Here is a 13,768-nt window from a genome sequence, read left to right on the forward strand (position 1 = left end):
CAAGGGTATAGATAAGTTTTTAGTTTCTTTTATCCATTCCCCACATCAGCTTATTGCGCAAGGTCTTGGCGAAGGTGTGGTCTGCGGTTTCTACCAGAGCAATGCTAAAATCCGCTTTGCGAATTTTCAAGGGCTCCCCATTACGAATAGAATAGATCCTGGAATCCAGGGACACTAAGTTCCACTCTTCCCGACTGTGCACCTTCAACTCGATCTCACAGCTGTTCGGGATAACGAAAGGTCGGGCGGTGAGATTGTGTGGTGCAATTGGCGTTAGCACTAAAGTTTCGGAACCCGGCATCATAATTGGCCCATTGCAGGATAATGAATATCCTGTACTACCGGTTGGGGTGGCGATTATCAATCCATCCGCCCAATAATTATTAAAGAATTCTCCATTAATGGAAACCTCAACGGTAACCATGGCGGTGGTATCTTTTCGACTGACTGTAATCTCATTTAAGGCAAAAGGCAAATCCAAATCCAAGGCCTTGGACTCCATATGCAATAAACGACGATGACTGAGCTGGTAATCCTTCCGGAAAAGGGCTTCCAAACTCTCTTCGATTTTCTGGCGATTTACATTGGATAAGAATCCCAATCGACCGGTATTAATCCCTAAAATCGGAATACCACTATCGCGCACCAAAGTAGCCGCATCGAGGATGGTGCCATCCCCACCAATGGTAATCAAGAAATCCGGAGCATACTCGAGCAATTCCTGACTGGTTCGAAACTCTTCGAATTCCAAACCTAAATCGCAATGTTCTTTGATATAAGAATTTAGGCGGTGGAAGACCTTAAAGTCTACGCCCGACTCGATTAATATCGAATGTAAATTCTCGATATCCTCCCGCGCTTCGGCCGTGATCTTCTTTCCGTATACCGCTAATTTCATCAGATATTGAGATATTTCATCAAACCTTCGTAGCGATCAGAAGCAGTATCATCGAATAAACTTTCGTGATAAAGCTCCACTACCTCATATTGATAGCGCTCGAAAGCTTTAACGATTCGGCTTAAATCCTGCTGATTGATTTTTAAGGCCACATTGATAAAATCATTGGCATGGGACCGCAATTGCAATCCTAAAATCAGCGCGTCTTCCGACTCTACAATTTGGGCGATTTGAGAGATATGATAATCGCGAACAGGAAGACGTAGCACCACTACACCACCACGCTCGGCATACGAAACTTGCCGACCTAAATCCCACATTAATTCTTGTGGAGAGACATAACCGATATACTGACCTTGCCCATCAATTACAGGCAGGCAGGTTAGATTGCCCTCTCCAATCACTTGAATAGCCTCATAAATATGAGTATCGGCCTGCACCTTATAAGGTTTTATCACCTTGAGATGCTTTTCTAAGCTATCCTGATCATTTTGGATATCCAGCAGATCATCTTCAGAGATCAGGCCCAAATAGGCACCCTCATGCAGCACCGGTAAATGGCTGCATTTCAACTCCTCCATAGCCAACATAATATCCGCTACTCGCTCCCCGGTACTCAGGGGTTTAAAATCATTCAGAATGTGATCTCTTACTCTCATATTCAAAGCAAACATAAGGCTTTATCTTTGCCAACCATGACAAAGCTTTCCGTTAACATTAATAAAATTGCAACCCTGCGCAATGCCCGGGGAGGCAATGTTCCAGATTTGATTCTGGCGGCTCAGAATTGCGAGCGTTTCGGCGCCCAGGGAATCACAGTTCACCCGCGTCCTGATGAACGCCATATACGTTATAATGACGTTCGCGAGCTCACAAAAGTTGTCTCAACCGAATTTAATATCGAAGGATATCCTTCGGAAGATTTCATCGCCTTGGTTTTAGAAGCTGCTCCGGCCCAAGTTACCCTGGTACCCGATCCACCCGGAGTACTCACCTCCAATGCCGGATGGAATGCCATCGAAAACCAAGTCTTTTTAAAAGAGGTGATCCCTACTTTCAAAAACGCCGGGATACGAGTTTCGGTATTCATGGAATGTGATCCCGAACAAATAAAAGCGGTGGCTCAAACCGGCACCGATCGCATTGAATTATACACGGAAGATTATGCCCGTGAATACCCCAATGATCCAGAAGCAGCAGTTAAAGCTTATCGCGAAGCAGCCCTCCTAGCACATGAGCTTGGCTTAGGGATAAATGCGGGTCACGATCTAGACTTAAATAACCTCCGCTATTTCACCAAGGAAGTGCCTCATTTAGCAGAAGTATCTATTGGTCATGCTTTAATTTCAGATGCACTCTATCTTGGTTTAGAAAACACCATTCAGCGTTATCTGCGCGAAATTGAAATGGCCCAATGATTCGCCCGGCATCACTCCAAAAAGGCGATCGGATTCGCATTGTAGCTCCGGCTCGAAAAATTAGTCGGGAAGAATTACAGCCTGCCCTAGACCAAATAGCGACCTGGGGCTATGAGGCTTTTTTTACCGAGGATCTATTTGCGGAAGAAAATCAATTTGCGGGTAGTGATGCCATTCGAACCGCCGACTTTCAAGCGGCCTTGGACGATCCTAAATGCCGCGCCATTCTTTGTGCTCGGGGCGGATATGGATCCGTGCGCTTATTTGATCAGCTCAATTTTGAAGCCTTTGAGAAAAGTCCAAAATGGCTGGTGGGATACAGCGACATCACTGTATTTCATAGCGCCCTACACAATCTGGGCTATGCCAGTTTGCACGCGTCCATGCCCATTAATTTCAAGGGGAATAGTGAGGCCGCACTACTAAGTATGCAAAAGGCTTTAGTCGGAGAAAGTTATTCCATCAGCGCTCCTGCGCATGCATTTAATAAAGAAGGCGAAGTAAAGGCAGCTGTATGTGGCGGGAACTTAAGTATGCTTTACAGTCTACTAGGCTCAAAAGAAAGTGTAGATACTAGTGGTAAAATCCTCTTTCTGGAAGACCTGGACGAATACCTCTATCATATCGATCGCATGCTCTATAATCTTCGTCGAAATGGCTATTTCGAAAATCTAGCGGGGATTATCGTGGGTGGCATGAGTGATATGAATGATAACAGCATTCCATTTGGGGAAAAGGCTGAGGAAATATTGCATCGTCATTTTAAAGATTTGGAGATTCCCATTGCCTTTGGCGTTCCTGCCGGACATTTAAGCGACAATCAAACGTTTATCTTCGGATTGGATGTGGAGCTATCGGTAGCTTCGCAGGAAACCTTAATCCGTTTTCCGCATGCATCCGAATCAAAAACTGGGACAGAGTAGCGAAACCGCTGCTGCGCGCTATCTACTCTCCCATAATTACCAATTGCTGGAACAAAACTGGCGCTTCCGCCGCAAGGAAGTAGACCTTATTGCTATAGATAAGGAGTGCTTGGTGATAATCGAAGTAAAAGCACGCAGCTCCAATCGCTTTGGGGAGGCCTGGGAATTCGTAAACCAGCAAAAGCAAAAATTCTTAATCAGCGCTGCCAACCAATACGTTCAGCAAATCAATTGGCAAGGGATGACCCGTTTCGACATCATTGGCATTTGCCTAAATCCTTATGGATTGCGACATATTGAAGATGCCTTTTACCCCAGCCTTTAAAGCCTTGATTTCCAGTAAAAGAAATTTTGCCACGTCTTGGATTAAATGTACTTTTGCCGGCCGAAAATAAGCCTGAAGCGTTCCCGGTGTGAACCGGCAGTGGCGATAAGGGCTGTGCAAAATTTAAACGCATGAGCCGAAACAATTCTCGCAGGGATCAATCACGTTCCCGCAACTCTAATTCCAATTCCAGAGGCCCTAAATCCTCAAATGGAAATTCTCGTCCTAGCGGTCGCAAACCATTTAAGCGAAAGGAGCAGGATAACGATAGTAAATACGTAACCAAAACCAAGGCTAATGTAGCGGGCGGCGACAATAATGTTCGCTTGAACCGTTTCTTAGCGAATTCCGGAATCTGCTCTCGTCGCGAAGCTGATGATCTGATTGCCGCTGGTTTGGTAGAGGTGAATGGCAAAGTAGTTCAGGAGATGGGCTACAAGGTAGCATCTCGAGATAAGGTTCGCTTTAATGGCAGCGAGATTCGTCGCGAAGCCAAAGTGTACTACGTACTCAATAAACCAAAAGGATTTATCACCACCACTAATGATCCCAAGGCCCGTAAAACGGTAATGGATTTAATGGCCCAAACCGGTCCTGAGCGCATCTATCCCGTAGGTCGTTTGGATCGCCAAACTACCGGTGTTCTCCTTTTTACTAATGATGGTGATTTCGCCAAACGCCTTACCCACCCTTCACATGGAGCGCGTAAGGTCTATGATGTAACCTTGGATAAAAACCTGGATTTAAAAGATTTCCACGCTATTGCAGAAGGCCTGGAACTTAATGACGGACCTATTAAAGTGGATGATATCGCCTTTGTAGAAGGCAAGGATCGCAACCACGTTGGGGTGGTTTTACACAGTGGTCGAAATCGCATCGTACGTCGTATTTTCGAACACTTAGGATATACCGTAACCAAGCTCGACCGCTCTGTATTTGCCGGTATCACCAAGAAGAACCTGCGCAGAGGTCAATGGCGCAAATTGAACCCTAAAGAGGTCAACACTTTGATGATGCATTAATAAAGATGCATCTTTGACGTTCTGCTTTAGACATAGAAGTATATGTTGAAAGGGATCCTCAGAATATTTGCTTGGATAACAGGAATTTTCCTGCTCATCTTTGGATTAACATTTGCCCTACTCTATTTCCGTCAGGATCAAATCCGGGATTTGGTATTTGCCAGCCTCAATGAAAATCTGGAAACAGAAATTCAGGTAAAAGAGGCCGGTATTTCCCTACGCAAATTTCCCAAAGCCGCCATTCGCCTGCAAGCAGTTCATGCGGCTGGCAGTCGAGATTTGAGCGACACCCTCTTTTATGCCGAAGATCTCTTCGTAGAATTTCGGGTATGGGATATGTTCGATTCTGAGATTCCCATTAGCAGCATTAGCCTGGAGAATGGCCAATTAAATCTGGTTAAAAACGGAGCCCTCAACAACTGGTCTATCTTTAAGGAAGGTTCCGGCGACTCTCAGGCGGCAGTAAAACTAGAGTCGATCAAGCTCAAGAATATTCGCTACCGATATCAAGATGAAGAGTCATCTTTAAAAGGATTTATTAGCGATCTATTAGCCGCTGGTCGGTTTGGCGGATCGGACTGGAATCTAGATTTACAAATACAGTCGCAGGCCGAAAGCTTCAAATCCGGCAAGGAGCATTATTTGCAAAATCCGATCATCGTAGATGGCGCCTTCAGCCTTAAAGGCGGAGAAGAATTGGAATTAGTTGCCAGTCAATTACAATTGGCCACCATCGAAAATCTAAAGGCCTCCTTAAAAACCGGCCAAGCTTCTGTGTTTAGCCTAGAACATCAAGAGCTAGATCTCCAGCAAATCAAAAATATCTACGCCATCCTTAATATGGAGTGGCCGGAAAATCTGGACCTGGACGGCAAAGCCGCTTTAAAGGCCCAATTCATCATCCGTGAAAATACCGATTTACGTACTGAGGTTTTTGCCCAGTTAAAAGGTCTCAATATCGAAAGTGGCGATTTTCAATTTGCAGATTTAGAAGCCCAATTGGAGTACTACCGACAAGGGGCTTTCGATCGCTTGGAAATCCGAGAATTAAAAAGCCTCTCAGAACAAGTGCAAATTAGAGGCACCATTCGCCAAATCTTAAAACCTCAGCTTAAGCTGAATATTAGTATAGATGAGGATCAGGATTTTTGGGCCAAGCTATTGCCGGAAGACTGGCAAATGAAATCCGGGCATTGCAAGGTGGATCTGAATATTGATGGCAGCTTCCCCGACTGGAATTCCTTAGGAGGCATCGCCCTGGCTAATGCCAAAATCGACGGCAATATCGACTGGGAAAAACTGGAAATGGAGATTGGCGATAACTTTGCCTTCGAATCGAAATTAGGCAGAAGTAGCTTCCTGAAACAAAATCTGCAGATCGACACCCTGCTTATAAAGCACGGAGATAGCGACCTCAGCTTAAAAGGACGTCTAATTCATCCCCTCCGTTTTATAAGCGACAGCCTCACCACCCTGGGTGCAGAAGCTTTAATTGTATCCCAACATTTTAACTTACAAGATTTCCTTTCGGAGGGCAGTAGCTCGGAAGACGACAGCCTAAGTTTAGATTGGAAAAAACGCTTGGACCTCCGTACTCGGGTTCATCTGCATGAATTCAAGTTCCGAAACTTCGATGCCAAAGAATTAAAAGGTCAGGTATATATCAACCGTCGGGCCATTAGCGGTGAAGGGATTTCGCTCTTGGCGGATGAAGGTCGCTACCAAGGAAAATTTGTACTGCGCACCCCGGAAGATTCCAGCTTCCATTTCCAAGCCGAATTAAAAGCAACTAATGTATTAGTAGCCTCGGTATTTAAAAGCTTCGACAATTTCAGTCAGGAGACCATTACCGCCGACAATCTGGAAGGCCGCCTAAGCCTGGAGGCCAAAATTGAAGCACCAATTAGCCCAGATTTACAACTAGACCCCAATGGGCTGGAAGTGCTTAGTGAGATGCAAATTGATCAAGGACATCTCCGAAATTATGAGCCCCTGCAAGCGCTCTCTCGTTTTGCGGAAGTAGATGAGCTGAAAGACGTAAGCTTTAATACCCTTAAGAATACCATCACCATCGCCAATGGGGAGATTCGGATTCCGGATATGGCTATTGCCAGCAATGTTTTGAATTTGAACTTAAGTGGCACCCATAATTTCGAGAATGAAATTGAGTACATCATTACCATGCGATTGGGCGATGTGCTTTTTGCGAAGCGCGATAAGACTTCTGGAAACAAAGAATTTGAAGAGCATTTATCCGTTTCTAAGCGCGATGACGATCACCGAATTCCCATTCGCATTAGCGGCACGGTAGACGATCCTCAAATCGGAATTGACGGCGAAGCCATGGGCAGCTCAGTAAAGGAAAGCTTGAGGAAACAAGGTGAGGAGATCAAAGGGCTCTTCAAGAAAAAAGAAGAGAAAAAGGAGAAGGACACCGGCCTTAAGTTTGAATGGGATGAAGGTTAAATCCCTAAATCGAGGGAAATTTGTCTTTCCTTGTGATGCCCTACAATTCTATATTATGAATCTGTAAACAAAAGCCTAAACCTGAAATGTCCTTAAAACCCTTAGCCTACCTGACATTCATAAGTATCTGCCTCTCCAATCCCTTATGGAGTCAGAATAGCTTTAAAGAGGTGAAAATTAGTTTTGCGAACCTCGTAAAATACCCGCTAGAATCGAGTATAGATCTGTCTCAAAACCAGAACAATCAAATTCCCCTTTTCAATACCAATCTTAGCTGGGGTCTTTACAAAAAGGGAAATTCTCGTTTCCCTCTTTACCATGGTTTTAGCCTAGGCAGTCAATTTAGAAGCTATCAAAAGCCAAGCTATGCCTTTACCCAATTCGACTATCTAGCCTATAATTATGGGTTTGTATCCACTACTCCAACCCATACCAGCATCCTTACAGATACAAAACAGCTGAAGCTCGATTTGGCCTATGGATTGAGATATGGAACTAACCTACCCTTTAGACCCGGGCTTCGCAGCAAGCTTAATTTTGGCCTCGACTTTCACTTAGCTACACCCATATACATCAGGCAGGAATTTGCTCACATTAGTGGTGAAAAATTTGAGCAGCAGCTTAAGGACGCTCTTTACAGTAACTATATAGATTTAAAACTCGAAGCCAGCCTAAGGTGGCACTTTAAGCTAAATGAACAAAACTACTTGGGCCTTCTCATTAGCACTACAGGACTCTTATCAAACTTGAATCAAAGTAACTATCTCGGCTATATTTCTGCCGGTATAAGTTATATCTATCTCTAAGCGAGAGATCTCGATAGGCCTCTAATCAGTCACAACAAGCTACATACCAGCCGATTAAACCCCATGTCCCTGCTCTCAGAAAAGGCCAAAATGGAGGATATCAATCCCATCCGCACAAGGTAAGATTCCCTTAACATTCGCAACAATAGCTTTTGTAACTTCGCGCCCCAATCGGTAGGTATGTTTAGAAGCTATATCGGTCTCATTCTTTGCAGTTTAGCTCTGCAGGCCCAGGCCCAAACAGAAACTATAAAAGTGGTTTCGTACAATTTAATGTATTACAAAACGGGTTCAGCACCCTGTAACCACAGTCGTACCGCCGCTCAGCGAGATGCTGATTTACAAACCATCGTTTCTTACCTCGCCCCTGATGTTATGGTGGTGAATGAACTGGGTAATAATCCGGTGAATCCCCTCGTAATGCTAAGCGACATTTTTAATGTGAATGGCATTAGTCATTACGATCGTGCCGGCAGCAGCAATAACAGCTCCAGTGGCTTAGTAAACATGCTCTTCTATAATAAGGAGAAGTTAGTTTTAGCCTCACAGAGCTCTATCAATCTCGATATCAATCAAAGTCCACTGGTTCGGGTAATAGACTTCTACCGTCTCTATGTTAAAGATGCGGGTTTAGGCTCCGCAGGCGTAGATACCGTTTTCTTCACTATTGGTGTAGCCCACTTAAAAGCTGGAAACAGCGGTGCAGATGCCGCTGAGCGTGCACGTGCTACCGCCGCGGTAATGGACTATATCGATCAGAATGTAGCCGACGATAATGTGCTTTTTGCCGGCGACCTTAATGTATACAGTGCTAACCAAGCTGCCTTTCAAAATCTCATTAATTACAGTGGCAATCCCGCCATCAGCTTTAATGATCCCGAAAATCAATTAGGTAGCTGGAACAACAACAGCAATTTTGCCGCCTATCATACCCAAAGTACTCATGCCAGCAGCAGTGGCTGTTTTAGTGGTGGAGGTATGGATGACCGTTTTGACTTCATCCTTATTTCGGATGCTATCGAAAATAACAGCGATGGCTTAGATTTTATCGACTACCGCGCGGTGGGTCAAGATGGAAGCAGCTGCTGCGGTGGAAGCTTAAGCACCACTAATAATGTATCGGTTAATAGTTCGGTAGCCTCGGCCTTATACAATTTCAGTGATCACTTACCGGTGGAACTGGAATTGGAAGCCACCGTTTCCGGCATCGGCTTAAGCCCAATTGAGAAGGCCCGTAAAGCCTGGACCCTCTCCAATCCTATTGAAAATCAATTAGTGATTAACTTTAGTGGCCTGATGGCTAAAAAGCCGGTTCAGGTAAAAGTTTTGAGCATTAACGGACAAATGATCGGCCACTGGAATAGTGAAGCGCAAGCCCGCTTAAGCATCGATTGCAGTGCTTGGCAGAATGGTATTTATTTAATCCAGGTTTCAGATGGCGCTGAGATTCTGGAAACCCGCAAAGTGATTAAACGATGAAGCAGATTCTTCGTATCGGAACTCTATTCAGTCTGATTTTTTCAGGCTACAGCCTGATGGCCCAGAGCTATCAGGAGAAAACCACCAATGCCAGTAATGTGCGTTTAAACGTAACCAACCTGGGCACCTTCGGAAATGCCTTCCGCGGGTATCGCGATGGTACCGGAAATCCCAGTGCAGAATATCCAGCTGGTTCCGGTGTAGAGCACCTTTTTGAAGGTGGTATCTGGATTGGTGGTAAAGAAAATGGCGGTCAGATCGTAGTATCTACTTCCGCTTATGATGCCCCACAAGGCTATGCTCCTGGTCGTGGTGGATTCGAATTTCACGTAGACACATCTATTACCGGGAATGCCCGAAACTTGCAAGAACGCAGTAGCTTGTTTGACAGTCGCTATTTCGATCCTTTCGCCATTTCTCATCAGGATTATGTAGCCACCTTCAGTGATAAAAGCATTGTGGTGCCCGGAACTCAAATTCCCATTAACGACCATACCCGCCCAATGGGGGTGCGTGTGGAAATGGAAACCTATAACTGGAATTACAATTTCACCGACTTTATGGTGATCGTAAACCTGCGTTTCTATAATGAGGGGCAAAACACCTACGATGATGTATACACCGCCCTTTGGAATAATACCGTAGTACGAAATGTAAACATCACTCCTGCCGGTGCCGGTGGATCGGCATTTTACAATCGCGGTGGTAATGGATTTATGGACAGTCTGCACCTGGCTTATTGCTTTGATGCCGATGGAGATCCAGGATTTACCGAAAGTTATGTTGGTCAGAAATTTTTGGGTGCTACGGATAAAGAAGGTTTCCACCACCCAGACCTCGACTCCAATTACAATCCTATTAATGGAGCTTGGGAATTGGATCAGTTCCTGGTAAACTACAATGCTTGGGCCTTCAATGACTTTAGCGCGGATTTCGCCTTCCCAACTACGGAGAACGATCGCTACCAAAAAATGACCCAAGGCTTAAACCAAAGTCCATGCTGGGATAATCCCAATGATCCTGGCTGTAATGGTCGGAATTTCCAGGCCGAATTAAATGCTTCGGGTAACCGTTCAGATTTATTAGCAGCGGGTCCCTTTAGCAGCTTTGCTCCCGGCGATGTTATTGAAGTTTCCTTCGCTTATGTATTCGCTAAGAAAAACGAGGATGGCAATCCCAATACCGACAATAATGAGGTGCAGCGCGCCAACTTAATCACCAATGCCGGTTGGGCTCAACAAGCCTTTAATGGTGAAGATCAAAACTTTAATGGCCTCTTGGATCCAGGTGAAGACAATGATGGTGATGGTGAAATCACGCGTTTCATTTTACCCTCTCCTCCCAATATCCCTTATACCCGGGTAGAACCAGGCGACGGTCAAATTGAAATTTACTGGTCTGATAATGCCGAGCGCAGCATCGATCCAATTTCCAATCGCGAAGATTTTGAAGGCTATCGCTTATACCTCTCCAAATTAGGATTTGACGTTACCGGAGTTCAAGATTTAGCGCGCGACTTCAGTTTAATCGCCCAATACGATAAAGCTGGAAACAACCTCTTTAACGAAACGGGCTTTGGCAGCATCAAGCTTGCTCAACCTTATTATTTTGAAGACGATACCATTGCTTATCACTATCGCTATGTGATTGACAATATTCCCAATGGCTGGCAATATGCCACGGCAGTAACTGCTTTTGATGAAGGGAACCCGGAAGGGAATCTCGAATCCTTGGAGAGCTCTTTCCTGGCCAATAATAATCGGGCTTTCGCCGGAACCGGTCCTAATGAAGATATGGGAGCCGATGCACCCTTCGTATATCCTAACCCTTATTACTATGGCGCCGCCTGGGAAGGCAAATCCAACTTCCAGGAAGAAAGCCGCAAGATCATATTTGCCAATTTACCGGCACGCTGTGTAATCCGCATTTACACTGCTGGGGGTGACTTTATTGACGAGATCCGTCATGATGAAAATTACGATGGTAGCGATACTCGCTGGTTCCGCACTTTCGGTGCTGAAGATGCTGGTGAAAACCGTTTTAGCGGCGGTGAGCATGCTTGGGATTTACTGTCCATCGAAAGCCAAATTATTAGTCGAGGCCTCTATATGTTCTCGGTTGAAGATTTAAACAGTGGTGAAAAGTTCACCGGAAAATTTGTGATAATTAAGTAAACAATGTAGTAGTGATGAGAAAATTACTTCCTCTCTTCTTAGGTCTATTTATGACCAGCCTTTTAAGTGCCCAGACCTACCCTCTGGTTACTATTCAGCAAATTAACCAGGTAATCGACCTGGCTGCTTGTAACGATTCTTCCGTTTATTTGGGAGATACCGTTCGCTTCCGTGCGCATGTTGTTACTGATGGTGGACTTTCTGAAGTTGCTTCCAGCTCAGTACAAGGTGGTAACCGTCCTTTCATTTACATGATCGATACCGCCATGGGTGGTGTTGTAGATTCATTAGGTGGAATCGAAGTGATGGGTGTTTACACTGATGGTAGTGGTAACCTGCAGCCAATCCCAGGATTTACTGCCTTATTCCAAGGTGATAAAGTAGAAGTAACCGCGGTTGTTGAGCAATACGAAAACAACACCCAGTTAACTACTTTAGATGTAAACTCAGTAACCTTACTTACTTCTGGCGATTTACCCAGCTCGGCTTTCGTTCCTAAGACCCTTCCTTTAGGTGACTTAAACGATGCCCAACGTGTAAACAATGTACAGAGCGGTGAGTACTGGCAAAACAGCTTCGTTGAATTGCAAAACGTAACTGTAGTACAGGTAATTCCTTTCAGTGGAAACCGTGTAAGCTTCAACGTAGCCGATGCTGCTGGTAATGTGATCAACGTTTCTGACCGCTTCCTAGCTCAGAAAACTCCTTCTTTCAGCACCGTAAACCCTAACTCTCCTTCTAACGGAACCGGTTCTTTCGTAGCTCCTTCCGTAGGTACTTTCTACTCTTCTTTAAAAGGTATTGTTCGTCACTCAGGTAACGGATGTACCGGTGGTACTGGTCGTGGTTATGAAATCAACCCATTCGACTCTACCCACTATGAAGTAGGTGCCAGCGCTCCTGCTATTGCCAATGTATTCCACTTCCCTGTAATCCCTACTAGCAGCGATTCAGTATTAATCAGTGCCGACATTTCTGACGCTGATGGTACCATCGATACTGTACAATTATTCTGGAGTGCTAATGGTTCTATGCCTACCGGTTCTTTCAACGCTGTGAACATGAACTTGGCTAGTGGAACTACTTATGAGTACTATGTTCCTGCTCAAGCTAACAACACTTTGGTACGCTATTATATTCGTGCAGTAGACAACGACGGTTCTGCGGTAATTTTCCCTGCTAGCCCTGCTGCCCAAGCTAATCCTAACTTCAACCACTATGTGGTTCGCGATAATGGTTTACGCATTTTCGATCTTCAGTTTAGTGGAAACGGAACTGGTTCTAGCGTATTCGAAGGTCAAACTGTAACTGTACGTGGTTTCATCACCTCAGCTCGTAAAGATTGTGACTTAGAGTATGTGTACTTACAAGATCCTAATGATACTATCTACGCTGGTATTGCTTTAATTCCTAACCAGGACTTAGACAATGTTTATCGCGATCAGGAAATTCAAGTAACTGGTACCATCCAGGAAACTTACGGTGTTACTTACCTGAACGTAGACAACTACGTAGGTTTGAACAATAGCCAAACCATTATGCCTATCGCTATCGATCCTTCAGATCCTAACCTGGACATGGAGATGTACGAAGGTATGTTGGTATCTTACCAAAACCCTAATGGTGGTAAAATCTACATTACCAATGCTAATGCTGGATTTGCTGAGTACACTGTAGCAACCGATCCTACTTTCGGAAGCAGCCAGTCTTCTCGCGTAATTGCCGGTCGTCAGAGCGGTACCAGTGCTAACTCTAGCCTTTATGTTTCTTTAATTGCTGACTCTAACTATGTAAGCAATGATGGAACTCTTCAGGTACCTGCCGTTATCACCAACACCAGCATGGATATGGATGCTATGCACGGTATCCTTTGGTACAGCTTCGGTAACTACAAATTGATGCCTCGTAACAACTTCGACATTGTGAACTTGAGCACTCCATTAGATACCAATGGATGTAATGTTCCTACCAATGTGAGCATCGAAGAAGTAGCAACTGCTGAAGTGGCCATCTACCCTAACCCAGCCCGCAGCCTCTTCAATATTGAGAGCGCGAATGGAACTATTGAATTCCGTTTAATGGACCTCAATGGTCGTGTGATCTTAAGCAGCAGCGATGCCGCTACCCAGCACGAAGTAAATGTGGCTAATTTAGTGAACGGTGTTTACGTATTAAACACTATCGAAACTAAAACCGGAGCTTCTAACAGCTTTAAAGTTGTTGTAGCCCACTAATAATTTCAGGGAAGCCTTCTCCG

11 protein-coding genes are annotated in these 13,768 nt (G+C 44.8%); 9 read left to right on the plus strand and 2 right to left on the minus strand.

The features are described 5' to 3' along the window. Positions 1 to 19 precede the first annotated feature (19 nt). Positions 20 to 898, minus strand: coding sequence for an NAD kinase (locus tag H4K34_RS06150; protein ID WP_210759946.1), 879 nt, complete (start codon positions 896 to 898; stop codon positions 20 to 22). Further along, a complete protein-coding gene (locus tag H4K34_RS06155) occupies positions 898 to 1,557 on the minus strand; it encodes a CBS domain-containing protein (RefSeq protein WP_246452224.1) in 660 nt (219 codons plus the stop codon). The genes H4K34_RS06150 and H4K34_RS06155 overlap by 1 nt, the downstream gene beginning before the upstream one ends. 36 nt (positions 1,558 to 1,593) lie before the next feature. Between H4K34_RS06155 and H4K34_RS06160 the strand changes: the two genes are divergently transcribed. The 9 genes from H4K34_RS06160 to H4K34_RS06200 all read left to right on the plus strand — a co-directional run bounded on the left by H4K34_RS06160 (position 1,594) and on the right by H4K34_RS06200 (position 13,745). Beyond that, a complete protein-coding gene (locus H4K34_RS06160) occupies positions 1,594 to 2,316 on the plus strand; it encodes a pyridoxine 5'-phosphate synthase (protein WP_210759948.1) in 723 nt (240 codons plus the stop codon). Further along, a complete protein-coding gene (locus H4K34_RS06165) occupies positions 2,313 to 3,239 on the plus strand; it encodes a S66 peptidase family protein (RefSeq protein WP_210759949.1) in 927 nt (308 codons plus the stop codon). The genes H4K34_RS06160 and H4K34_RS06165 overlap by 4 nt, the downstream gene beginning before the upstream one ends. Next, the gene (locus H4K34_RS06170) at positions 3,208 to 3,564 is read left to right on the plus strand and encodes a YraN family protein (protein WP_210759950.1); all 357 of its coding nucleotides are present in this window, start codon (positions 3,208 to 3,210) and stop codon (positions 3,562 to 3,564) included. The genes H4K34_RS06165 and H4K34_RS06170 overlap by 32 nt, the downstream gene beginning before the upstream one ends. A 131-nt stretch (positions 3,565 to 3,695) precedes the next feature. Then, positions 3,696 to 4,586 (plus strand): pseudouridine synthase, encoded by an 891-nt coding sequence (locus H4K34_RS06175; protein ID WP_210759951.1) that lies wholly within the window; start codon positions 3,696 to 3,698, stop codon positions 4,584 to 4,586. A 42-nt stretch (positions 4,587 to 4,628) separates the two neighbouring features. Further along, on the plus strand, positions 4,629 to 7,052 hold the full coding sequence (locus tag H4K34_RS06180) for an AsmA-like C-terminal region-containing protein (protein WP_210759952.1): 2,424 nt from the start codon (positions 4,629 to 4,631) through the stop codon (positions 7,050 to 7,052). Between the two features lie 86 nt (positions 7,053 to 7,138). Continuing rightward, positions 7,139 to 7,858, plus strand: coding sequence for a hypothetical protein (locus H4K34_RS06185; RefSeq protein WP_210759953.1), 720 nt, complete (start codon positions 7,139 to 7,141; stop codon positions 7,856 to 7,858). Between the two features lie 180 nt (positions 7,859 to 8,038). Then, positions 8,039 to 9,337 carry a T9SS type A sorting domain-containing protein gene (locus H4K34_RS06190; RefSeq protein ID WP_210759954.1) on the plus strand — a complete coding sequence of 433 codons (1,299 nt, stop codon included), beginning with the start codon at positions 8,039 to 8,041 and terminating at the stop codon, positions 9,335 to 9,337. Continuing rightward, the gene (locus tag H4K34_RS06195; RefSeq protein WP_210759955.1) at positions 9,334 to 11,511 is read left to right on the plus strand and encodes a hypothetical protein; all 2,178 of its coding nucleotides are present in this window, start codon (positions 9,334 to 9,336) and stop codon (positions 11,509 to 11,511) included. The genes H4K34_RS06190 and H4K34_RS06195 overlap by 4 nt, the downstream gene beginning before the upstream one ends. A 14-nt stretch (positions 11,512 to 11,525) precedes the next feature. Next, a complete protein-coding gene (locus tag H4K34_RS06200; RefSeq protein ID WP_210759956.1) occupies positions 11,526 to 13,745 on the plus strand; it encodes a T9SS type A sorting domain-containing protein in 2,220 nt (739 codons plus the stop codon). Positions 13,746 to 13,768: the final 23 nt, after the last annotated feature.

The sequence above is a fragment of the Croceimicrobium hydrocarbonivorans genome (assembly GCF_014524565.1).
In the GTDB taxonomy this organism is placed as follows: Bacteria; Bacteroidota; Bacteroidia; order Flavobacteriales; family Schleiferiaceae; genus Croceimicrobium; species Croceimicrobium hydrocarbonivorans.